The sequence below is a fragment of the Allorhizobium sonneratiae genome, assembly GCF_023700755.1.
Lineage (GTDB): Bacteria > Pseudomonadota > Alphaproteobacteria > Rhizobiales > Rhizobiaceae > Allorhizobium > Allorhizobium sonneratiae.
On sequence record NZ_JAMKOJ010000012.1, the window covers coordinates 92,363 to 113,051 of the forward strand.

At 57.1% G+C, this 20,689-nt stretch carries 23 protein-coding genes; 19 read left to right on the plus strand and 4 right to left on the minus strand.

The genetic code is table 11. The features are described from left to right. Positions 1-38: 38 nt before the first annotated feature. The 4 genes from NAC44_RS18995 to dnaQ are packed head-to-tail and all read left to right on the plus strand — an operon-like array spanning position 39 to position 2,827. Positions 39-638 carry a Maf family nucleotide pyrophosphatase gene (locus tag NAC44_RS18995; protein ID WP_250943134.1) on the plus strand — a complete coding sequence of 200 codons (600 nt, stop codon included), beginning with the start codon at positions 39-41 and terminating at the stop codon, positions 636-638. Continuing rightward, positions 631-1,488 (plus strand): shikimate dehydrogenase, encoded by an 858-nt coding sequence (locus NAC44_RS19000; RefSeq protein ID WP_250943135.1) that lies wholly within the window; start codon positions 631-633, stop codon positions 1,486-1,488. The genes NAC44_RS18995 and NAC44_RS19000 overlap by 8 nt, the downstream gene beginning before the upstream one ends. Continuing rightward, complete coding sequence (gene coaE / locus NAC44_RS19005) at positions 1,485-2,108, plus strand: dephospho-CoA kinase (protein WP_250943136.1); 624 nt, start codon at positions 1,485-1,487, stop codon at positions 2,106-2,108. The genes NAC44_RS19000 and coaE overlap by 4 nt, the downstream gene beginning before the upstream one ends. Further along, positions 2,108-2,827, plus strand: a complete 720-nt coding sequence (gene dnaQ / locus NAC44_RS19010) for a DNA polymerase III subunit epsilon (protein WP_250943189.1) — start codon at positions 2,108-2,110, stop codon at positions 2,825-2,827. The genes coaE and dnaQ overlap by 1 nt, the downstream gene beginning before the upstream one ends. Before the next feature lie 66 nt (positions 2,828-2,893). Here dnaQ and secB read toward each other — a convergent pair whose 3' ends face one another. After that, positions 2,894-3,379 (minus strand): protein-export chaperone SecB, encoded by a 486-nt coding sequence (gene secB, locus NAC44_RS19015; RefSeq protein WP_250943137.1) that lies wholly within the window; start codon positions 3,377-3,379, stop codon positions 2,894-2,896. A 197-nt stretch (positions 3,380-3,576) separates the two neighbouring features. Continuing rightward, positions 3,577-4,077, minus strand: coding sequence for an FxsA family protein (locus tag NAC44_RS19020; protein WP_274706964.1), 501 nt, complete (start codon positions 4,075-4,077; stop codon positions 3,577-3,579). Between the two features lie 116 nt (positions 4,078-4,193). On the opposite strand from NAC44_RS19020, the gene NAC44_RS19025 reads away from it, so the two are divergent. The 5 genes from NAC44_RS19025 to gyrB all read left to right on the plus strand — a co-directional run bounded on the left by NAC44_RS19025 (position 4,194) and on the right by gyrB (position 9,534). Then, entirely contained in the window at positions 4,194-4,889 is a 696-nt protein-coding gene (locus NAC44_RS19025; protein ID WP_250943139.1) for a Tim44/TimA family putative adaptor protein, read from the plus strand. Between the two features lie 26 nt (positions 4,890-4,915). After that, positions 4,916-6,022 carry a murein transglycosylase A gene (gene mltA, locus NAC44_RS19030; protein ID WP_250943140.1) on the plus strand — a complete coding sequence of 369 codons (1,107 nt, stop codon included), beginning with the start codon at positions 4,916-4,918 and terminating at the stop codon, positions 6,020-6,022. Next, positions 6,019-6,591, plus strand: a complete 573-nt coding sequence (locus tag NAC44_RS19035) for a Smr/MutS family protein (RefSeq protein WP_250943141.1) — start codon at positions 6,019-6,021, stop codon at positions 6,589-6,591. Before mltA ends, NAC44_RS19035 begins: the two co-directional genes overlap by 4 nt. After that, on the plus strand, positions 6,588-6,974 hold the full coding sequence (locus tag NAC44_RS19040) for a helix-turn-helix domain-containing protein (RefSeq protein ID WP_250943142.1): 387 nt from the start codon (positions 6,588-6,590) through the stop codon (positions 6,972-6,974). Before NAC44_RS19035 ends, NAC44_RS19040 begins: the two co-directional genes overlap by 4 nt. A 124-nt stretch (positions 6,975-7,098) precedes the next feature. After that, a complete protein-coding gene (gene gyrB, locus NAC44_RS19045; protein ID WP_250943143.1) occupies positions 7,099-9,534 on the plus strand; it encodes a DNA topoisomerase (ATP-hydrolyzing) subunit B in 2,436 nt (811 codons plus the stop codon). A gap of 92 nt (positions 9,535-9,626) precedes the next feature. Here the strand turns inward: gyrB and NAC44_RS19050 are convergent, their stop codons facing one another. Beyond that, a complete protein-coding gene (locus tag NAC44_RS19050) occupies positions 9,627-10,223 on the minus strand; it encodes a nitroreductase family protein (RefSeq protein WP_250943144.1) in 597 nt (198 codons plus the stop codon). 489 nt (positions 10,224-10,712) lie between these two features. On the opposite strand from NAC44_RS19050, the gene NAC44_RS19055 reads away from it, so the two are divergent. From NAC44_RS19055 to NAC44_RS19100, 10 genes are all read left to right on the plus strand, one after another. Continuing rightward, positions 10,713-11,990, plus strand: coding sequence for a polyhydroxyalkanoate depolymerase (locus NAC44_RS19055; protein ID WP_250943145.1), 1,278 nt, complete (start codon positions 10,713-10,715; stop codon positions 11,988-11,990). A 187-nt stretch (positions 11,991-12,177) separates the two neighbouring features. After that, positions 12,178-12,615, plus strand: a complete 438-nt coding sequence (locus tag NAC44_RS19060; RefSeq protein ID WP_250943146.1) for a DUF2852 domain-containing protein — start codon at positions 12,178-12,180, stop codon at positions 12,613-12,615. Positions 12,616-12,696: 81 nt separating this feature from the next. Further along, positions 12,697-13,461, plus strand: a complete 765-nt coding sequence (locus NAC44_RS19065; protein WP_250943147.1) for a M48 family metallopeptidase — start codon at positions 12,697-12,699, stop codon at positions 13,459-13,461. 87 nt (positions 13,462-13,548) lie between these two features. Further along, the gene (locus NAC44_RS19070; RefSeq protein ID WP_250943148.1) at positions 13,549-14,214 is read left to right on the plus strand and encodes a phosphoribosylanthranilate isomerase; all 666 of its coding nucleotides are present in this window, start codon (positions 13,549-13,551) and stop codon (positions 14,212-14,214) included. Continuing rightward, entirely contained in the window at positions 14,211-15,431 is a 1,221-nt protein-coding gene (trpB, locus tag NAC44_RS19075; protein ID WP_250943149.1) for a tryptophan synthase subunit beta, read from the plus strand. Before NAC44_RS19070 ends, trpB begins: the two co-directional genes overlap by 4 nt. Before the next feature lies 1 nt (position 15,432). Beyond that, a complete protein-coding gene (gene trpA, locus NAC44_RS19080) occupies positions 15,433-16,272 on the plus strand; it encodes a tryptophan synthase subunit alpha (protein WP_250943150.1) in 840 nt (279 codons plus the stop codon). Positions 16,273-16,315: 43 nt separating this feature from the next. Then, entirely contained in the window at positions 16,316-17,212 is an 897-nt protein-coding gene (accD, locus tag NAC44_RS19085) for an acetyl-CoA carboxylase, carboxyltransferase subunit beta (RefSeq protein ID WP_250943151.1), read from the plus strand. A gap of 93 nt (positions 17,213-17,305) precedes the next feature. Then, complete coding sequence (locus NAC44_RS19090; protein WP_250943152.1) at positions 17,306-18,649, plus strand: bifunctional folylpolyglutamate synthase/dihydrofolate synthase; 1,344 nt, start codon at positions 17,306-17,308, stop codon at positions 18,647-18,649. A 39-nt stretch (positions 18,650-18,688) separates the two neighbouring features. After that, the gene (locus tag NAC44_RS19095; RefSeq protein WP_250943153.1) at positions 18,689-19,081 is read left to right on the plus strand and encodes a hypothetical protein; all 393 of its coding nucleotides are present in this window, start codon (positions 18,689-18,691) and stop codon (positions 19,079-19,081) included. A gap of 263 nt (positions 19,082-19,344) precedes the next feature. Beyond that, positions 19,345-20,061, plus strand: coding sequence for a hypothetical protein (locus NAC44_RS19100; protein WP_250943154.1), 717 nt, complete (start codon positions 19,345-19,347; stop codon positions 20,059-20,061). A 262-nt stretch (positions 20,062-20,323) separates the two neighbouring features. On the opposite strand, the gene trxA is transcribed toward NAC44_RS19100, so the two are convergent. Continuing rightward, positions 20,324-20,644: a thioredoxin gene (trxA, locus tag NAC44_RS19105; protein WP_250943155.1), complete on the minus strand. Its 321-nt coding sequence runs from the start codon at positions 20,642-20,644 to the stop codon at positions 20,324-20,326. Positions 20,645-20,689: the final 45 nt, after the last annotated feature.

Here is a 20,689-nt window from a genome sequence, read left to right on the forward strand (position 1 = left end):
CATCCTCGTTCATCCTGATCGATCCATAGAGAATTGCCATGACAACGCCCATCATTCTGGCCTCCACCAGTCCTTTCCGCCGTCAATTGCTGGAACAGGCCGGTTTGAGTTTCACTACAGCCGCTCCTGATATTGATGAAAGAGAGATCGAGGGGCGGGCGGAAAACGAAAGCCTCAAGCCTTTTGAGCTTTCTGCCCTGCTGGCCCAGGAAAAAGCCCTGGCTGTCTCCCGTCGGTTTCCCGAAGCGCTGGTGATTGGCGGCGATCAGGTCATGGCGCTTGGCGATCGTGTGTTTCATAAACCCGCCAATCGCTCTGCTGCCCGGGACCATCTTATCAGCCTGCGCGGTATGACCCATTCCCTGTTGAGCGGTTTGGCACTGGCAAAGGGAGGCACGGTTCTCTGGCAGCATCTCGCACGCGCCGATCTCACCATGCGCCCGTTCAGCGATGACTTTCTCGAAACCTATCTCGACAGGGCCGGTGAGCGGATTTTCAAAAGTGTCGGCGGTTACCAGATCGAAGGTCTGGGCATCCAGCTATTTTCCGCGGTGAATGGCGATTATTTCACCATTGTCGGTGTTCCACTTCTGCCGCTTCTGGAGGAATTGAGGCGTATGGGAGAGATTGATGGCTGATTCACGTGAAACAAAACTGAGGCGGGCTTTTGTTGTCGGCTATCCGATCAAGCATTCCCGCTCGCCGCTGATTCATGGTCACTGGCTCAGCCGTTATGGTCTGCAGGGCAGTTATGAAAGCATTGCCATTCAGCCGGACGATTTTCCCGATTTTCTCAAGGGCTTGAAGCTGTCCGGCTATCGAGGTGGAAATGTCACCATTCCTCACAAGGAAGCCGCCTGTCAGCTTGCCGATTGTCCTGATGAATTATCGCAGGAACTGGGGGCCGCCAACACCTTATGGCTCGATGAGGGGCGGCTTTGTGCGACAAACACCGATGGAGAGGGTTTTGTTGCCAATCTCGATCAGCAGAGACCGGGGTGGGAGCATACCGAAACCGCAGTGATTTTGGGCGCTGGCGGAGCAAGCCGTGCCGTGGTTCAAGCCATCCGAAATCGCGGCGTCAAGACCATCCATATTGTCAATCGCAGTCTCGAGCGCGCCCGGGAACTGGCAGATCGTTTCGGTGCTTCCATTCATCCCCATGCGCTGGCGGGACTGAACGAGGTTCTTCAAGGCGCAGGCCTTTTCGTCAATACCACGTCTTTGGGCATGACCGGCGATCCCTTGCCGGATATCGACTGGCGTAGTTTGAGGCCGGATGCCCTGGTGACGGATATCGTCTATACGCCGCTTGAAACGCCCTTGCTGCGTCAGGCAAGAGCACACGGCTTTGCCACGGTTGACGGGCTTGGCATGCTGTTGCATCAGGCAGTTCCCGGTTTTGAAATCTGGTTCGGTGTCAGACCGAAGGTGGATGAGGCGTTGCGTCAGGTCATTCTCGATGATTTGCAGGAGAAGGCAGCATGATCCGCATCGGTTTGACCGGGTCCATCGGTATGGGAAAAACCACGACGGCGGGATTTTTCCGACAGGAAGGCGTTCCGGTTTACGATGCCGATGAGGCCGTCCATGCGCTTTATCGAAACGAGGCCGTCGCACCGATTGCCGCTGCCTTTCCGGAAGCGGTCGCCAATGGGGTGGTCGATCGGGAGTATCTGAGCCAGCTTGTGGGAAAGACTCCGGCTAAGCTCAAGGAGCTGGAAGCCATTGTTCACCCGCTGGTGCGAAAAAAGCAGAAGGCTTTCATCGAAGATCAGGAACTGGCAGGGGCCGATCTTGTGGTTTTTGACATTCCGCTGCTCTATGAAACTGGCGGAGAAAAACAGTTGGACAAGGTGGTGGTCGTCACCTGCGATCCTGCCATTCAGCGGCAAAGGGTTCTGGCCCGTCCCGGCTGGACAGTGGAGAAATTCGAAATGATCCTGTCGCGGCAGATGCCCGATGCGGAAAAGCGGGCCCGGGCCGATTTTATCATCGATACGGGCAAAGGCCTGGAAGAAGCGCAAAAGCAGGTGCGCGACATTGTCGAGCTTTTGCGCATGGAATCCTTTCTCGAGGACAGCAAGGAAGACGCGGAGGAAGAATGATGCGGGAAATCGTCTTCGATACGGAAACCACCGGCCTCGATAACAAGCAGGATCGGGTCATTGAAATCGGCGGGATCGAGCTGCTCAACCAGTTTCCGACGGGCCGCAGTTTTCACGTCTATATTAATCCTGGCGACCGGCAGGTTCATCCCGATGCGCTCGCGGTCCATGGGATCACCGATGCGTTTTTGCAGGACAAGCCGGGTTTTGCCGATATTGTCGAGGATCTTCTGGCCTTTTTCGACGGTGCAAAATGGGTGGCGCATAATGCTACCTTCGACATGGGTTTCATCAATGCCGAATTTGCCCGGCTCGACCGGCCTCCTGTCTCTCCGGACATGGTCATCGACACCCTGGCGCTGGCGCGGCGCAAACATCCGATGGGACCGAATTCGCTCGATGCGCTCTGTCGGCGTTACGGCATCGACAATTCCCATCGCACAAAGCACGGGGCGCTACTCGACTCCGAACTTCTGGCGGAAGTCTATATCGAAATGCTGGGCGGACGGCAGGCGGCTTTCGGGCTGGAGCAGTCTCGCAATACCAATTCCGGCTTGCGTCGCTCTGCGGCAAGTGAAGAGCTTGCCGTCTCATCACGCCCCAAGGCTTTGCCGACACGATTGACCGGGGAAGAAGCTGAGCGCCATGCTGCCCTGATCAAGCGGCTGGGCGAAAAGGCCTTGTGGCATCGCTATGGCGTGCCGAAGGCCGAGGCCTGATTTTCAAGCAGTTTATAGGCACAAAAAAACCGGCAGATGGTCTGCCGGTTTTTTGATTTTTTCCGATCAGTTCAGATTGGCCGGCGCCTGACCGTCAGCCTTGGCCTGTTCCTCGGCAAAGCGCTGGGAGAACATCTGGGCGAAATCGATCGGGTCGATCATCAGCGGCGGGAAGCCGCCATTGCGGGTGGCGTCGGCGACGATCTGGCGGGCGAAGGGGAAGAGCAGGCGCGGGCACTCAATGAAGAGCAGCGGCAGCATATGTTCCTGGGGGAAGCCGGCGAGACGGAAAACACCGCCATAGACCAGCTCGACATTGAACACCGTCTTGTCGCCATCGGTGGCTTCGGCATTCAAGGACAGAACGACGTCGAAATCGCTTTCGGACAGCGCATTGGCATTGACATTGACGCTGATATTGATCGACGGAGCCCGGTCACGCGCCTGAAGCGAAAGCGGTGCGCCCGGATTTTCAAAGGACAGGTCCTTGATATACTGGGCAAGAATATTCAGGGACGGGCCTGCTGCGCCGTTGCTGTTGTCTTCGGACATGGGGGTTCCTCTAGAATGGTTCCGAAGGACGGTGGGATGCCTTCGGACGGTCAACATGAAATCCTGAAGACCTTACGGTTCAAAGCGCACGAGAAGGATTGTCGCTCTCCCGACGGCCTCGTTGTCCTTGGGTCTGTGCTTCGCCGTCTAACATTTCAGCCCCCTGCTTACAACCCTTTGCCCATCACGCGGTTCCGTCAGGCAGGACCGTCATGCGGTGGCTTGTTCCAGGGGCTGTCGCCCTTTGGGGTCTCGCGGTGATAATCGGCCTCGTCGAGATCGATCACGCCCGGCGTGGGTGCGCGATAGGAGGGGCCGGACTGGGTATCGCGACCGCGCCTGATGACGATGCGCGGGCGCAGATAATCCCACAGAATGGAACGTACCAGAGGAATGAGCAGCAGCAGGCCGAGTATGTCGCTGATGAAGCCGGGGAAAATCAGCAGCAACCCGCCAAACACCTGCGCCGTACCATCCAGCACGGTGCGGGCAACGGTTTCAGGATTGGCGTCAGCACGCTGACCGCGCAGTTTCGTCAGAATGCTGATGCCGTTGCTGCGCAGCACGATCAGGCCCAACAACGTGGTTGCGACGATCAGTGCCAGTGTCGCAAAAAGCCCGAGCCACTTGCCGACGATGATGAAGCCGGAAATCTCAGCCAACGGCCATAAGAGAAAAAGTATCGCAGGCAATTGCATTGTTTCTCCTCAAGTTCCCTTTTTGCTGAAACTTTGCCGCCTTCCGGTTTGAACGCAGCTCTTATGCAGATTATATGGGGTGTGACAGGCTTAAATGAAACAGCGGTGTGGGGTCCATGGGATCGAACGATTTTATCACTCTCTTCTTTCTGGTTGCGGCCATTATCATTTTCTGGCAGCTGCGCAATGTTCTCGGCCGCAGGACCGGGAATGAAAAACCGCCGATGGAAGGTTACAGTGCCCGGTCGGCGCAGGATCAGCCGCCTGTCGAGGATGCCCGTGTCGTTACCCTGCCGAAGCCGGAGGGTGAGGGTGAGGATATCTATGCCGCAATCGACGCCTATTGCCCGCCGGAAAAACCGCTCAATGCCTCCCTTCGTGAAATTGTGCGGGTCGACCCTGGGTTCAATCCGAAAGAATTTCTCAAAGGGGCAGGCGTTGCCTATGAAATGATTGTCACCGCCTTTGCCAATGGCGACCGCAAGACCCTGAAGGGCCTGTTGTCGCGCGAGGTTTATGAAGGCTTCGATCAGGCGATGAGCGAGCGGGAAAAGCGTGGCGAGGTGACAAAATCGACCTTTGTCGGCATCGACAAAGGCGATATCGTCTCGGCAAGCCTGACAGGTTCCGAGGAACAGATCACCGTGCGCATCGTCAGTCAGCTGATTTCCGCCACCTTCGACCGGGATGGCAAGCTGATCGATGGCGATGCCGACAGCGTCGGTGAGGTCAAGGATATCTGGACCTTTGCAAGGGACAGCCGCTCGCGTGATCCGAACTGGAAGCTGATCGCTACAGAATCCGAACAATAATAATGCCGCAAAACAGAGGCCCGGCCATGACGGATTTCGCGCTTGAGCCTGTCACCTATGACGATCTGCCGGGCTGGCATGCGGACGATCCCTCGGCCCTGCTTCCAGCCATGGCCGATTGCCTTGCCTATCTCGAAACGGTCAAGCCTTACAGAACCGGCAATTTGGGTCTGACGGCGGAGGATTTGAAGCCTCTGCTTCGAAAGGCAGCGGATGTTGAGCCAACGCCATCCGCAGCAAGACGCCTGTTTGAAGAAGAATGCCGACCGTTTCGAATCCGGCTCACAAAGGGCGGACCTGGCTTTGTCACTGCCTTTTATGAGCCGGAAATTTCGGTCTCCGATCAGCCTGACCACCTCTATCGCTTTCCCTTTTATCGCCGTCCCGCCGATCTCATCGATCTCGATGACAGGAACCGTCCTGCCGATCTGCCTGAGACGATGATGTTTGCCTGGAGCGATGGCCAGACCATCCGGCCTTATCCGGACCGCCAGGCGATCGATCAGGGTTTCCTTGAGGGGCGGGGGCTAGAGATCGCCTGGGCGAAATCGAAGGTGGATGTGTTCTTCATCCATGTTCAAGGTGCTGCCCGTCTTACCTTTCAGGATGGGCGACAGACACGGATTACCTATGCCGCCAAGGCCGGACATGATTTTTCCGCCATTGGCAAACTTTTGATCGAACAGGGCGAGATTGCTGCCGAACATATGTCGATGCAGGCGATCCGCGTCTGGCTTGCTGCCCATCCGGATCGCGTGGATGAGGTGCTCTGGCACAATCGCTCCTATATTTTCTTCAAGGAAGCCCCGGTGGGCGATCCGGCAAGGGGGCCAATAGCCGCCGCCAAAGTGCCGCTGGTTGCCGGGCGTTCACTGGCGGTGGATCGGCTCATACACACCTTCGGCTTCCCTTTCTTCGTGCGGGCGGAAAGCCTGACCCGTCTTGATCAGGGAAAACCCTTTGCCCGGCTGATGCTGGCGCTCGATACGGGATCGGCGATTGTCGGCCCGGCGCGCGGCGATATTTTCACCGGCTCCGGCGATAGAGCCGGTGAAGAGGCGGGCGGCGTGCGCAACGAGGCCGATTTCTATATCCTCATTCCGAATGAGGCAGCGGAAAGACGGTTTCGATGAGTGGCAAGGATGTGAGGCTCAGCGCTGAGGACCGGATTTTATGGGGCAAGGTGGCGCGCTCCACCAAACCGCTTCCGGGCCGGATGGACGATCTCGCGGCTTTCGAGGCCAGTTTTGCCGAGGCTCAAGAGGGTGTGGCCGATCTTTCCGCCGGGCTTTCCGGCATCAAGGCGACGCTGGAAAGTACGACGGCCAAAGCCGGGGTAAAACCTGCATCCGGCATGCATCATCCATTGGAACGTCCGGTCAAGCGCAAGCTCGCCCGCGGGAGGCTGGAGCTTCAGGCCCGCATCGATCTGCACGGCATGATCCAAAGCGAGGCGCATGCCATATTGCTCGACTTTCTCATCCATGCCCACGAACGGGGCCTGCGCCATGTGCTTGTGATCACCGGCAAGGGCAGCTCCATGGGCAGCGACGGGGCATTGAAAAGGGCGGTGCCGATGTGGTTTTCCAAACCGGAATTTCGCTGGCTGATTTCCTCCTATGAGGCCGCCGCCCGCCAGCATGGCGGCGAGGGCGCGCTTTATGTGCGCCTGTCGCGACGCAAAGGGCAGGGGGAGCCATGACGACACCCTTCGGCCAGGCGATCCGGGAATTGCGCGAGCGCAAGGGGGTCACACAAAAGCAGATGGCCGCCGCGCTGAATGTGACGCCGGCCTATCTCTCGGCGCTGGAGCATGGCCACCGCAGTGCGCCAAGTTTCGATCTTTTGCAGCGCATTGCCGGTTATTTCAACATCATCTGGGATGAGGCGGATGCACTGTTTGCCGTGGCGGGCCAGTCGCATCCGAAAGTGACGCTGGATACGTCCGGCCTGCCTGCGGATTACACCGCTTTTGCCAATCGGCTGGCGCAGATGATTCGCAACCTGCCGCCCGATGTGGTAAAGGAGATGGATAACCTCCTCAACCAAGCCGAACGGGGCCGGGAATTCATCGAAATCCCCTGAAAATTCTCGCAAAACAGGGCGTCGCATTTGGGAAGTTGCCGCAAACTCCCTATAGTCGATCTGTTTTGAAAGCATGATTCGCGACCGATGACGCGGTTTCTCATGAGACTGGAAAGAACACCGTATGACTGATACGACCGAAACCGGAATGGATGCATCTGCCGAATATGGCGCCGATTCCATCAAGGTGCTCAAGGGGCTGGATGCCGTGCGCAAGCGTCCGGGCATGTATATCGGCGATACCGATGACGGTTCCGGCCTGCATCACATGGTCTATGAGGTGGTGGACAATGCCATCGACGAGGCGCTGGCCGGTCATGCCGATATTGTGACGGTAACGCTCAATCCGGACGGCTCGGTCACGGTGACCGATAATGGTCGCGGTATTCCGACCGATATCCATTCCTCCGAAGGAGTCTCCGCAGCCGAGGTCATCATGACCCAGCTGCATGCGGGCGGCAAGTTCGACCAGAATTCCTACAAGGTGTCCGGTGGTCTGCATGGTGTCGGTGTTTCCGTCGTCAATGCGCTGTCGGTCAAGCTTAGCCTGAAGATCCGCCGCAATGGCCGGGTCCATGAGATGAGCTTCACCCATGGCGTTGCCGATGCGCCGCTCTCGGTAACGGGACAATATGAAGGACGTTCCGGCACGGAAGTCACCTTCCTGCCGAGCACCGAAACCTTCACCAAAACCGAATTCGATTACGGCACGCTGGAACATCGCCTGCGGGAACTTGCCTTCCTCAATTCCGGTGTCCGTATTCTGCTGACCGATAAGCGCAAGTCCGATATCCGTCAGGAAGAAATGCTCTATGACGGCGGTCTGGAGGCTTTCGTTCGCTATCTCGACCGCGCCAAGAAACCGCTGGTCGATAAGCCGATTGCCATCAAGGGCGAGAAGGACGGGATTACGGTTGAAGTCGCGCTGTGGTGGAATGACAGTTATCATGAAAATGTGCTGTGCTTCACCAACAACATTCCCCAGCGCGATGGCGGCACCCATATGGCTGGCTTTCGTGGAGCACTGACCCGTCAGGTCACCTCCTACGCCGAAAGCTCCGGCATCATCAAGAAGGAAAAGGTCAGCCTTCAGGGCGAAGATTGCCGTGAGGGCCTGACGGCAGTGCTCTCCGTCAAGGTGCCGGACCCGAAATTCTCCTCCCAGACCAAGGACAAGCTGGTCTCGTCGGAAGTGCGTCCGGTGGTGGAAAATCTGATGAACGAGGCGCTGTCCACCTGGTTCGAAGAACATCCTGGCGAAGCAAAGGTGCTGGTCGGCAAGGTGGTGGAAGCTGCCGTTGCCCGTGAAGCCGCCCGCAAAGCGCGCGAACTCACCCGCCGCAAGGGCGCACTCGATATCGCCTCTCTGCCCGGCAAGCTTGCCGATTGCTCCGAGCGCGATCCGTCGAAATCCGAACTCTTCCTGGTCGAGGGTGACTCGGCAGGTGGTTCAGCCAAACAGGGTCGTTCGCGCGAAAGCCAGGCCATTCTGCCGCTGCGCGGTAAAATCCTCAATGTCGAGCGTGCCCGTTTCGACAAGATGCTGTCGAGCCAGGAAATCGGCACGCTGATCACCGCGCTCGGCACCTCGATCGGCAAAGACGAATTCAACGCCGACAAGCTGCGCTATCACAAGATCATCATCATGACCGATGCTGACGTCGACGGCGCCCATATTCGCACCCTGCTGCTCACCTTCTTCTTCCGGCAGATGCCGGAACTGATCGAGCGTGGCCATCTCTATATTGCCCAGCCGCCGCTCTATAAGGTCACGCGCGGCAAATCCGTGCAGTATCTGAAGGACGAAAAGGCACTGGAAGATTATCTGATCGCCATGGGTCTGGAAGACACGGCGCTGAAACTTGGCAGCGGCGAGGTCCGCGCCGGACAGGATTTGCGCGAGGTGATCAATGATGCGCTTCGCCTGCGCTCGCTGATCGACGGGCTGCATTCCCGCTATAACCGGTCCGTGGTGGAGCAGGCGGCGATTGTCGGCGCGCTGAACCACGAATTGACGGCCAATCGCGAACGCGCCGAACAGACCGCCGCCGAAGTGGCCAAGCGGCTCGATCTGATCGCCGAGGAAACCGAGCGCGGCTGGTCCGGCCATGTGACAGATGAAGGCGGTCTGCGCTTCGAGCGCATGGTGCGCGGTGTCAAAGAAGTCGCAACGCTGGACGTGGCGCTGATCGGCTCTGCTGATGCCCGCCATATCGATCAGCTCGCGCCGCGTCTGAACGATATCTATGGTGCGCCACCCGTCTTGACCCGCAAGGATGGCCAGCAGGATATTTCCGGCCCGCGCAGCCTGCTCGACGCGGTTTTCTCCTTCGGCCGCAAGGGCCTGTCAATGCAGCGCTACAAAGGTCTGGGCGAGATGAATGCGGAACAGCTCTGGGAAACCACGCTGGACCCGAATGTGCGCTCGCTGTTGCAGGTCCGCGTGAATGACGCGACCGATGCCGATGGCCTCTTTGCCCGCCTGATGGGCGATGAGGTTGAGCCACGCCGCGACTTCATTCAGGAAAATGCCTTGAGCGTCGCCAATCTCGATATCTGATCGAGACAATATTCGCCGTCAAAAAAGCCGCGTCCGAAAGAACGCGGCTTTTTTTTATCGGGGAATGGTTAACAATGATTCACGTGAAACATTTACGCTTTAAATGTGCCTTCTGACGCAACGTCGGACAGCGGTTTGCGGCTGTTCGGCGTTTCCTTGGCTTGCAGGCCCTCAGGCAGAATAGACTTGTCGCCCATCTTGCCGACAGCGATGGCAGCCTCGATCTTGTATTCCGAGGGCACGCCCATAACGGCGGCAGCCTTGTCAAAATCCACACCGGTCATGGCATGCGCATGATAGCCGGAATGGATTGCCTGAAGCGCCATATAGCCCCAGGCTGCACCGGCATCGAAACTGTGGCTACGGGAGAGTTTGGGGGCGGAGCCATCGGCAGGACGGCTGAGTGTATCGGAAATGACGAAGATCAGCGCCGAGGCATTCTTGGCCCAGCCCTGATTGAATTCGATCAGGGTTCCCAGCAAGGCGTCAAAATGCTTATCCCCCTTCAGCGCGTAGACGAAACGCCATGGCTGATAGTTGAAAGCGGAGGGGGCCCAGTGACCAGCTTCGATAATGGTCATCAACGTTGCGCGATCCATCGCTTCGCCGGTAAAGGCGCGCGGTGACCAGCGATCAAGAAACATCGGGTGAATGGAATGGGTGGCGCTACGATTGTTGCTGTTCGTCATGATCAATCCTGATGTCTGTGTGAAAATTTGACTGGTGTTTCCAGGCTATCGACATAGCACGGCATATTGGAAACGCCAGCGGTGAACAATTCCGTTCTATCTGTTGCGGTGCAAAAATATGTGTCACAATTGTCTTAACGCCCAAAGTGAGGAGACGTTCCGGATGCGGGCAAGGACCCATGAATTCCAGAGCATCGTTCGACCAATAGGCGGTGCCATTTCGATGAAATCAGGCCATGCTGTTATAGATTTGACAGCAAAGCCCCTAAGCTCTTCCGGTCAGTTTTTCTGTCAAGTATGTAGATATGCTAATTTTGTTTTTACCACGGTCTTTGCTAGAAAAATTAATGGATTTCATGATCTAATCCGTGTGAGATGAACACAAATACATCGAATACGTTCAATCGCAGTTGAACTTTGTCTGGCTGTTTCGTTCCCAGGGATGTGAATGCGGCATTTCAGGGGGAGTGGAACAGGAAAGGAACCGAAATGTTCTATCAGCTATATGAAATGAACCATGCCGCTCTGGCCCCGTTCCGGATGGTGGCGGATGCCATGCAACTGGCCTTTCGCAACCCTCTCAATCCAATGTCCTACACCATGCTCGGGCGGACAGTGGCTGCCAGTTCCGAGGTTTTCGAACGCGCCACCCGTCATTACGGCAAGCCTGACTTCGGTCTGAAAACCACGATGGTGAATGGCGAGGCGGTACGGGTCAGCGAAAATGTCGTCTGGTCCAGACCCTTCTGCAATCTGCTCCATTTCAGCCGCGCGCTGAAATCGCCCCGCCCGGATGATCCGAAAATTCTGGTGGTGGCTCCCATGTCGGGGCATTATGCCACGCTGCTGCGCGGCACCGTTGAAGCGCTTCTGCCCCATGCCGATGTCTATATCACGGACTGGATCGATGCGCGCATGGTGCCGGTCACGGAAGGCCGTTTCGATCTTGACGATTACATCGATTATGTCATCGACATGCTGCATTTCCTTGGTCCACGCACCAATGTGGTGGGTGTGTGCCAGCCTTCTGTGCCGGTTCTGGCCGCCGTTGCACGGATGGAGGCGGAAGGCGATGCTTCTTCGCCTTCCTCAATGACACTGATGGGCGGCCCGATCGATACCCGCATCAACCCGACTGCCGTTAACGAACTGGCCAAGACCAAGCCGATCGAATGGTTTGAAGACAATGTCATTATGACGGTTCCCTGGCCGCTGCCGGGCTTCATGCGCTCGGTCTATCCCGGTTTTCTGCAATTGTCCGGCTTCATGTCGATGAACCTCGACCGTCACATGATTGCCCAGAAGGATTTCTTCGTTCATCTGGTGAAGAATGACGGTGAGCCGGCAGAAAAGCATCGTGAATTCTATGACGAATATCTCGCCGTCATGGATCTGACCGCAGAATTCTATCTGCAGACCGTCAAGACCGTGTTCATGGATCACGCCCTGCCGAAGGGGGAGATGATGCATCGGGACAAGCCCGTCGATCTTTCCGCGATCCGCAATACCGCGCTTTTGACGGTTGAAGGTGAAAACGACGATATTTCCGGCGTCGGCCAGACCAAGGCGGCCCAGACGCTTTGCGTCAATCTGCCGGATGACAAGCGGATGCATTACATGCAGCCCGATGTCGGTCATTATGGTGTGTTCAACGGTTCACGCTTCCGCCGCGAGATTGCGCCGCGCATCATTGCCTTTGCCAAGGAGCACTCCAAGGGCGAAAACCGCATTGTGACGCGGGTGATCAAGGGCGGAAAGTCCGCCTGAAGGGTGAGCGATTTAGCCATCGCTTTTCAAGTATTTATACGATTACACCGGGGGCCTTGCTTGAAGGTCCCCTTTTTCATTCCCATCTCGAAAAGACCGGAAACACAGGGTTTCCGATGAAGGCATCGGAGCAAACCGCGGCAATCGGTTATGAAAAATCCGCTGCCATAAAACGAGGATGATGGAAATGAACCAGTCAGCCTTGCTGCGTCCGGACTGGACGCCTGCAACCGTTGCCCTGATGGTGCTGGGCTTTGTCGTGTTCTGGCCGCTTGGCCTGGCCATGCTGGCCTATATTCTCTTCGGTGAGCGCTTCAGGCACTTCAAGCATATGGCCAATGAAAAGGCCGATAGCGTGTTCTCCGGATTTCGCACGGGCTGCCATCGCCGTTATGGCGCCTGGTCGGAGACCGGCAATGTCGCCTTTGACGATTGGCGCGATGCCGAGTTGAAACGGATTGAGGAAGAGCGCCGCAAGCTTGAAGCCATGCGGGAGGATTTCGAAGCCTATGTGCGGGAACTGCGCCGGGCCAAGGATCAGGAGGAGTTCGACCGTTTCATGCGCCAGCGTGACGCCCGCCGTCAGGGTGAAAACGGCGAGAACGCTTCAGGCTTTGCCGGATAAGCCAATTTTATGATAAGAGAGAACACGTCGGCATCCTGTATGCCGGCGTTTTTGTTTGCTCGAAACAGAGAAAAGCAACGGATGCTTCCCGCCTTTCTGCGCACGCCGGTGCGCCACCTGAAACGCGCCAAAGGCCCTGAGGAGCGTGTGCTGCAGATTGCCGGTCGCGCCATCCCGCTGACGATCCGGGAAAACAGCCGCGCCAGCCGGATCACGCTGCGGATCGAACCGGGTGGGCGGGCGCTGAAAATGACGGTGCCGAAGGGATTACGAAAGAGCGAGATCGAGCAGTTTCTTGTCCGTCATCAGGGCTGGATGGAAACCCGTCTGGCGAAATTTTCCGGCGACAACCGGGTCAAGGCCGGCGGCACCCTTCTGTTTCGTGGCGTACCGCACCGCATCCATCATACGGGGCAGTTGCGCGGGTTGACCGAAGCAGTGCTCATCGATGACGAGCCGGTGATCAGGGTCAGCGGTCTGGAGGAGCATGTCGGGCGCCGGCTCAGCGCCTTTTTGAAAAAGGAAGCCCGCAGCGATCTCGAACGCTTGGTGTCCCATCACACGGAACGGCTTGGCAAAAAGCCCGGCAGCATCACCATGAAGGATACCCGCAGCCGCTGGGGCTCCTGTTCCTGGAACGGAAACCTGAGCTTTTCCTGGCGCATCGTCATGGCTCCGCCTGCGGTGATCGACTATCTCGCCGCACATGAAGTGGCACATCTCAAGGAAATGAACCATGGTCCGCAATTCTGGGCCCTGTGCGAAAACTTGTGTCCGGGCATGGAGACGGCGAAGGCCTGGCTGAAGCGACATGGATCGGAACTTCATGCACTGGATTTTGAGTAGAGCATAGGGCGAAAAAGTGGGACCCGGTTTTCGGAAAAATGTCATAAATTACTCGACTCAAACCTGATTTCATGCGACGTCGCTGCCATGACACCGGATATCAAGATTTGCGGACTGAAGACGGTCGAGGCGGTCGAAAAGGCGGTCAGCCTTGGCGCCAGCCATGTCGGCTTCATTTTCTTTGAAAAAAGCCCCCGCCATATCGAGCCCGATCTCGCTGGCAGGATTGCCGAGGCGGCAAGGGGCAGGGCAAAAATCGTCGCCGTCACGGTGAATGCCGATACCGACGATCTCGATGACATTGTTTATCTGCTGAAGCCCGACATGCTGCAACTGCATGGTCATGAGACGCCGGAGCAGGTGCTGACCGTCAAGGCGCTCTATAATCTGCCGGTCATCAAGGCTATGGCCATTCACGAAGCGGCTGATCTTGAGCGTATCGATCCCTATATAGGGATCGTCGACCGGTTTCTTTTCGAGGCCAAGCCGCCGAAAGGATCGGAATTGCCGGGCGGCAATGGCGTCACCTTCGATTGGACCGTGCTCAGAAATCTTGACGCCGGGGTGAATTACATGCTTTCCGGTGGACTGAACAGCGACAATGTCGGACAGGCGCTGGCAGAGACCGGGGCGAGGGGCCTTGATGTGTCCTCCGGCGTCGAAAGTGCGCCGGGCGTCAAGGATCTTTCCCGCATGGAAGCGTTTTTTGCCGCCGTCAAACAGGCGGTATCGGGACCAAGGAGTAAACAGTGACCCAGAACCCAACCCCGAATTCCTTCCGGGCGGGGCCGGATGAAGATGGACGTTTCGGCCTGTTTGGCGGACGTTTTGTCGCCGAAACCCTGATGCCGCTGATCCTCGACCTGCAGGGCGAGTGGAACAAGGCCAAGACCGATCCGGAATTCAAGGCCGAGCTGGATCATCTCAACACCCATTATACCGGTCGTCCGAGCCCGCTTTATTTCGCCGAGCGGCTGACGGCGGAACTGGGCGGTGCGAAAATCTATTTCAAGCGCGATGAGCTGAACCACACCGGCTCGCACAAGATCAACAATTGCCTCGGCCAGATCCTTCTGGCCAAGCGCATGGGCAAGACCCGCATCATCGCCGAAACCGGTGCCGGTCAGCATGGTGTGGCCTCCGCCACGGTCGCGGCCCGTTTCGGCCTGCCCTGTATCGTTTATATGGGCGCGACCGATGTCGAGCGTCAGGCGCCGAATGTCTTCCGCATGAAGCTTCTGGGTGCCGAAGTGCGTCCCGTCACCTCCGGTCATGGCACATTGAAGGACGCCATGAATGAGGCGCTTCGCGACTGGGTAACCAATGTTGACGAAACCTATTACATGATCGGCACGGCGGCAGGCCCGCATCCCTATCCAGAAATGGTACGGGAGTTTCAATCGGTGATCGGCAAGGAAGCGCGCGAGCAGATGCTGGCAGCCGAAGGCCGCCTGCCGGATATGCTGGTGGCGGCAGTGGGCGGTGGCTCCAATGCCATCGGTCTCTTCCATCCCTTCCTTGATGACAAGGGCGTGCGCATTGTCGGCGTTGAGGCAGGCGGCAAGGGGCTGGACGGCGAAGAGCATTGCGCCTCGTTGACGGCGGGGTCTCCCGGCGTTCTGCATGGCAACCGCACCTATCTGCTTCAGGATGGTGACGGCCAGATCAAGGAAGGCCACTCGATTTCCGCCGGTCTCGATTATCCGGGCATCGGTCCCGAACATTCCTGGCTGAAGGATATGGGCCGGGTGGAGTATGTGCCGATCATGGATCATGAGGCACTGGAGGCTTTCCAGCTTCTCACCCGCACGGAAGGCATCATTCCGGCGCTGGAGCCGAGCCATGCACTGGCGGAAGTGATCAAGCGCGCACCGAAAATGGGCAAGGACGAGATCATCCTGATGAATCTCTGCGGCCGTGGCGACAAGGACATCTTTACCGTCGGCAAAATTCTGGGAATGGGGCTCTGACATGACCGCACGTATGGACAAACGCTTTGCGGACCTGAAGGCCGAAGGCCGTCCGGCACTCGTCACCTATTTCATGGGGGGCGATCCGGATTTCGAAACCTCGCTGGCGATCATGAAGGCCCTGCCGAAGGCAGGCTCCGATGTGATCGAGCTGGGCATGCCCTTTTCCGATCCGATGGCTGATGGCCCGGCCATTCAGCTCGCCGGTCAACGCGCGTTGAAAGCGGGCCAGACGCTGGCCAAGACACTGGATCTGGCGCGTAAATTCCGCGAAAGCGATCAGGATACGCCGATCGTGATGATGGGATATTACAATCCCATCTATATCTATGGCGTTGAAAAATTCCTCGACGATGCGCTGGAAGCAGGCATTGACGGGCTGATCGTCGTCGATCTGCCGCCGGAAATGGATGATGAATTGTGCCTGCCGGCGCGCAGCCGCGACATTAATTTCATTCGCCTTGCCACGCCGACCACCGATGACAAGCGTCTGCCGACGGTGCTGAAAAACACCTCCGGCTTTGTCTATTACGTGTCGATGAACGGGATTACCGGCTCGGCCTTGCCGGATCCGTCAAAGGTGTCGGCGGCGGTTTCTCGCATCAAGAGCCGTACGGATCTGCCGGTCTGCGTCGGCTTCGGGGTCAAGACGGCGGAGCATGCCAGGCTGATCGGCGCCAGCGCCGATGGCGTGGTGGTCGGCACCGCTATCGTTAACCAGGTGTCAATGAGCCTGACGAAAGACGGTCATGCCAGCGCCGATACGGTGGAAGCCGTGGCGACGCTGGTGCGTGGGCTTGCAGGCGGCGTGCGTGAAGCCCGCCTTGCCGCAGCGCAATAGTGCCTCTATCATCCGGCCATTGCAGACCAATGGAGTATTCAAAGTGAACTGGATTACGAATTACGTTCGCCCGCGCATCAATTCCATGCTCGGCCGCCGCGAAGTCCCGGAAAATCTCTGGATCAAATGCCCGGAAACGGGTGAAATGGTCTTCCACAAGGATCTGGAAGAAAACAAGTGGGTCATTCCCGCCTCCGGCTATCATATGAAAATGCCGGCCAAGGCCCGTCTTGCCGATCTTTTCGACAATGGCGACTATGAAGCCCTGCCGCAGCCGAAAGTGGCGCAGGACCCGCTGAAATTCCGCGATTCCAAGCGCTATACCGACCGCCTCAAGGACAGCCGCCTCAAGACCGAGCAGGACGACACGATTGTCGCCGGTCTCGGTACGGTCAAAGGCGTCAAGCTGGTGGCCGTGGTGCATGAGTTCAATTTCATGGGTGGCTCGCTTGGGCTTGCAGCCGGTGAAGCCATCGTCAAGGCTTTCGAGCGGGCACTGAAGGAAAAATGCCCGCTGGTGATGTTCCCGGCCTCGGGCGGCGCGCGTATGCAGGAAGGCATTCTGTCGCTGATGCAGCTGCCGCGCACCACCGTTGCCGTCAACATGCTGAAGGAAGCGGGCCTGCCTTATATCGTCGTGCTGACCAACCCGACCACGGGCGGCGTCACCGCTTCTTACGCCATGCTGGGCGACCTGCATATTGCCGAACCGGGTGCTGAAATCTGCTTTGCCGGCAAGCGCGTGATTGAACAGACCATCCGCGAAAAGCTGCCGGAAGGCTTTCAGACCTCGGAATATCTGCTGGAACACGGCATGGTCGATATGGTCATCAGCCGTCATGAGATCCCCTCCACCTTGGCGCGGGTGTTGACGATCATGATGAAGCAACCGGCGATCTCGAAAGAAACCGCTCTGGCGCGGGTGCCGGACGCAGCCTGAGGTTTTTATTCTCTCACGCAAGAGACCATGGCGTCGCTCCCCTGACAGGGGGCGGCGTTTTTAACAGAAGCAGACACAGACCCGGAACAGCAGATGCCAGACAGAGCCGCGAGCGAAGCCGAACAGGTCATCAATGCCTTGATGCGCCTTCATCCCAAAGGGTTCGATCTGGCGCTGGAGCGGATCAAAAGGCTGCTGGACAAGCTGGGCAATCCGCAGGACCGGCTGCCGCCGGTCATTCATGTGGCGGGCACCAATGGCAAGGGTTCGACCTCGGCCTTTTGCCGGGCGCTGCTGGAGGCGGCGGGGCTTGCCGTTCATGTTCACACCTCGCCGCATCTGGTCAACTGGCACGAGCGCTACCGCCTCGGCGTCAAGGGCAGAGCGGGCCATCTGGTGCAGGACAAGGTGCTGGCCGACGCATTGAACCGGGTGGCCGAGGTCAATGACGGTCAGCCGATCACCGTGTTCGAGCTGCTGACAGCGGCGGCCTTTCTCCTCTTTGCTGAACATCCCGCCGATGCGGTGATCATGGAGGTCGGGCTTGGCGGACGGCTGGACTGCACCAATGTCATCGATAAACCGGCCGTCTCGGTGATCATGCCGATTTCCTTCGACCATCAGGCCTATCTCGGCGATACGGTGGAGCTGATCGCGGCGGAAAAGGCAGGCATCATGAAGCGCCATTGCCCGGTGGTGATCGGCCAGCAGGGTTTTGAGGAGGCGCGTGAGACGCTGATTGAAAAGGCGGAGCGGCTTTCCTGTCCGCTCTTCGTCTTCGGCCAGGATTATATCGCTTTCGAGGAACATGGGCGTCTTGTCTATCAGGATGAATTCGGCCTGATGGACCTGCCTTTGCCGCGCCTGCCGGGCCGCCACCAATATGCCAATGCCGCCGCCGCCATCCGGGCCGTGCGCGCCGCAGGTTTCACCGTCACCGAGGCCGTGGCGGAAAAGGCGATGCAGACGGTGGAATGGCCGGGACGGCTACAAAAACTCGTGAATGGCAATCTGATGACCTATGCGCCGAATGACGCGGAAATCTGGGTCGATGGCGGCCACAATCCCGGTGCCGGCGAGGTGATCGCCGAGGCCATGGCCGGGTTTGAAGAACGCCAGCCGCGCCCGCTCTATCTCATCATCGGCATGCTGAACACCAAGGACCCTATTGGCTATTTCAAGGCCTTCGAGGGGCTGGCTGTCATGGCCTTCACCGTGCCGATCCGCGGCACGGACAATGCGCTGGACCCGGTGGTGCTGGCCAATGCCGCCTATGATGCCGGCGTCACGGCAGAGCCGGTCTCCTCCGTCGCCGACGCACTCGCCGCCATCCGTGCCCGCGTCAAAGGTCAGCCCACGCCACCTCGCATTCTGATCGGCGGCTCACTCTATGTCGTCGGAAACGTGCTGGCGGATAACGGCACGCCGCCGGTGTGAGTTTCTTATCGGGCAGGGATTGTCCGCAGGCGCTTTTAAATGTCCTATAATAAATTAACGCCCCTTCGATTAGGTCCCTTGCCGATCGATAAGCTAAAAGATTTCGGTATTTTAACCCCGCCGGGAGAGGTCATCTTTACCGTTGCAGCTCAGAAACACGCCATAAAGGGCCATGCTGCCGAATTCGCCTTGTGTTTGCGCTATATTGAGCGAGCTGTTCAAACGCCAACCTATGTCGGTCAGGCTCCTCAACATAAGAATCTGGGTGTCGAACTGATTTATGAGCATGTCGTGGATCGGGTCATTATCCTCGTTGCTGTTCATCTCGAACAGACGCCTGAAGGATTTTACATCGTCAAATCTACCTATCCGATTTCCAAAGATAAGCTGGAACGTCGGATTCGGAAAAAATTCCTGATGGCAACCCAATAAAAAACCCCGCTAGGAGCGGGGCCTTTATCAGTTTTCGGCGGGTGCTAAAGTCCGCATCTCTTGGTCTTTCGACTACTGACCACTCTTGCGAATGGCGCGTGGGGAAGCCGTTCCCACCTCGAAAACATGTCCTAAAGTTAGGACATGTCTGGGCGTAAGTCAACGTTTCGTTGATTGCGAGGGGGAGAGCATGATTTCGTAAAGTTTGTGAATTTATAGCAACAAAATATTGCAACCTATGATTTTTAAACTATTGTTTTGGTATGAAGAATCGCGATATCCCTGATGAGGATCTGCTTTATTTGGTCGGCATAACTGACAAAGAACGGTTTGATGCGGGAGACGACATCAAGGAACGATCGTGGAGTGTGCCTCAAGCTGTTATGGAAAAGCTTGGTTATGGCGTCGGTTATGCGATTGCCGGACACGGAAAACCTGAAATACTTCAAAGAATTGAAGATGCATTTGCGTCGATTTACCGTAAGCAGGATATTGCGATGGGAGGTCACATTGGCGTTTTCATGTATCGGGATATTTTCGCACGTATCGGCGTTCCGTATGTGAATGGTGAGAAAGCCGTTAACCCTTTTGAGTGGGTCGAGCTTACTCCGGTTCAGCTTATGATTATTAAAACGGAACAAGAGGAAGTTCAGACTTTTTTTGATCAGTTTTTAGACATAGCCGACGTTCAATACGGGACGGAGGAATTAAAGGAGCCGTTTGTCAACAACGAGCTTGTTGTTCGTTTTATTGGTCTTTCGCGGCTACATCTGCATTCTGCATCTGCTGTTTTAACAGGTGGCTACGATTATCGAGGGGCCGTACAGAGTTCTCTTCTTGCCACCGAATTGGTGCTAAAGTCCGGCGCTGCGGCGCTAGGCTTAAACGAAGCTCAAATTAAAGCGCAATTCAGTCACAACAATACTAAAATTGCTGATTATGTTTGGGAGAGATGGAAAACGTTCGACGGTGCCCGGTAAAGCGAGTCATTGAGACACAGCCTTCCTACACGCGCAACAGATACTCGGCCACACAACCCAATCGAAGAGATGTCGGTCATCTTGTTATGGGCGCTCAATACATTGTGTCGGAGGTTGTTAGGCAGATGTCAGACCGAAATTTCAGAAATGATACTCAGCCGTCTATGCCGCGACGCTATCCTGCGTAACTAAGCATTTAAGCACCAAAACAAAAAAGCCCGGCAGAACCGGGCTCTTTGCAATCAACCTTTTGCCGCTCCACTCACGCAGCGCCGGAAATCCAGCTTGTCAGCGCCGTCTTCGGGGCGGCACCGACCTTGATATCGGCAACTTCACCGCCCTTGAACATGGCCAGTGTCGGGATGGAGCGCACGCCGAATTTGGCGGCGAGTTCCGGGTTTTCGTCAATGTTGAGCTTGGCGATCTTGACCTTGCCGTTCATTTCATTGGCGATTTCGTCGAGGGCGGGGGCGATCATCTTGCACGGGCCGCACCATTCCGCCCAGAAATCCACGACGACAGGCTGGGAGGACTGGAGAACTTCTGCCTCGAAATTGGACGTATCGACTTTTACGGTAGCCATAGGCTGCTCCTTGGAGGAAAGTGTCTGTGACACATATATGATGGT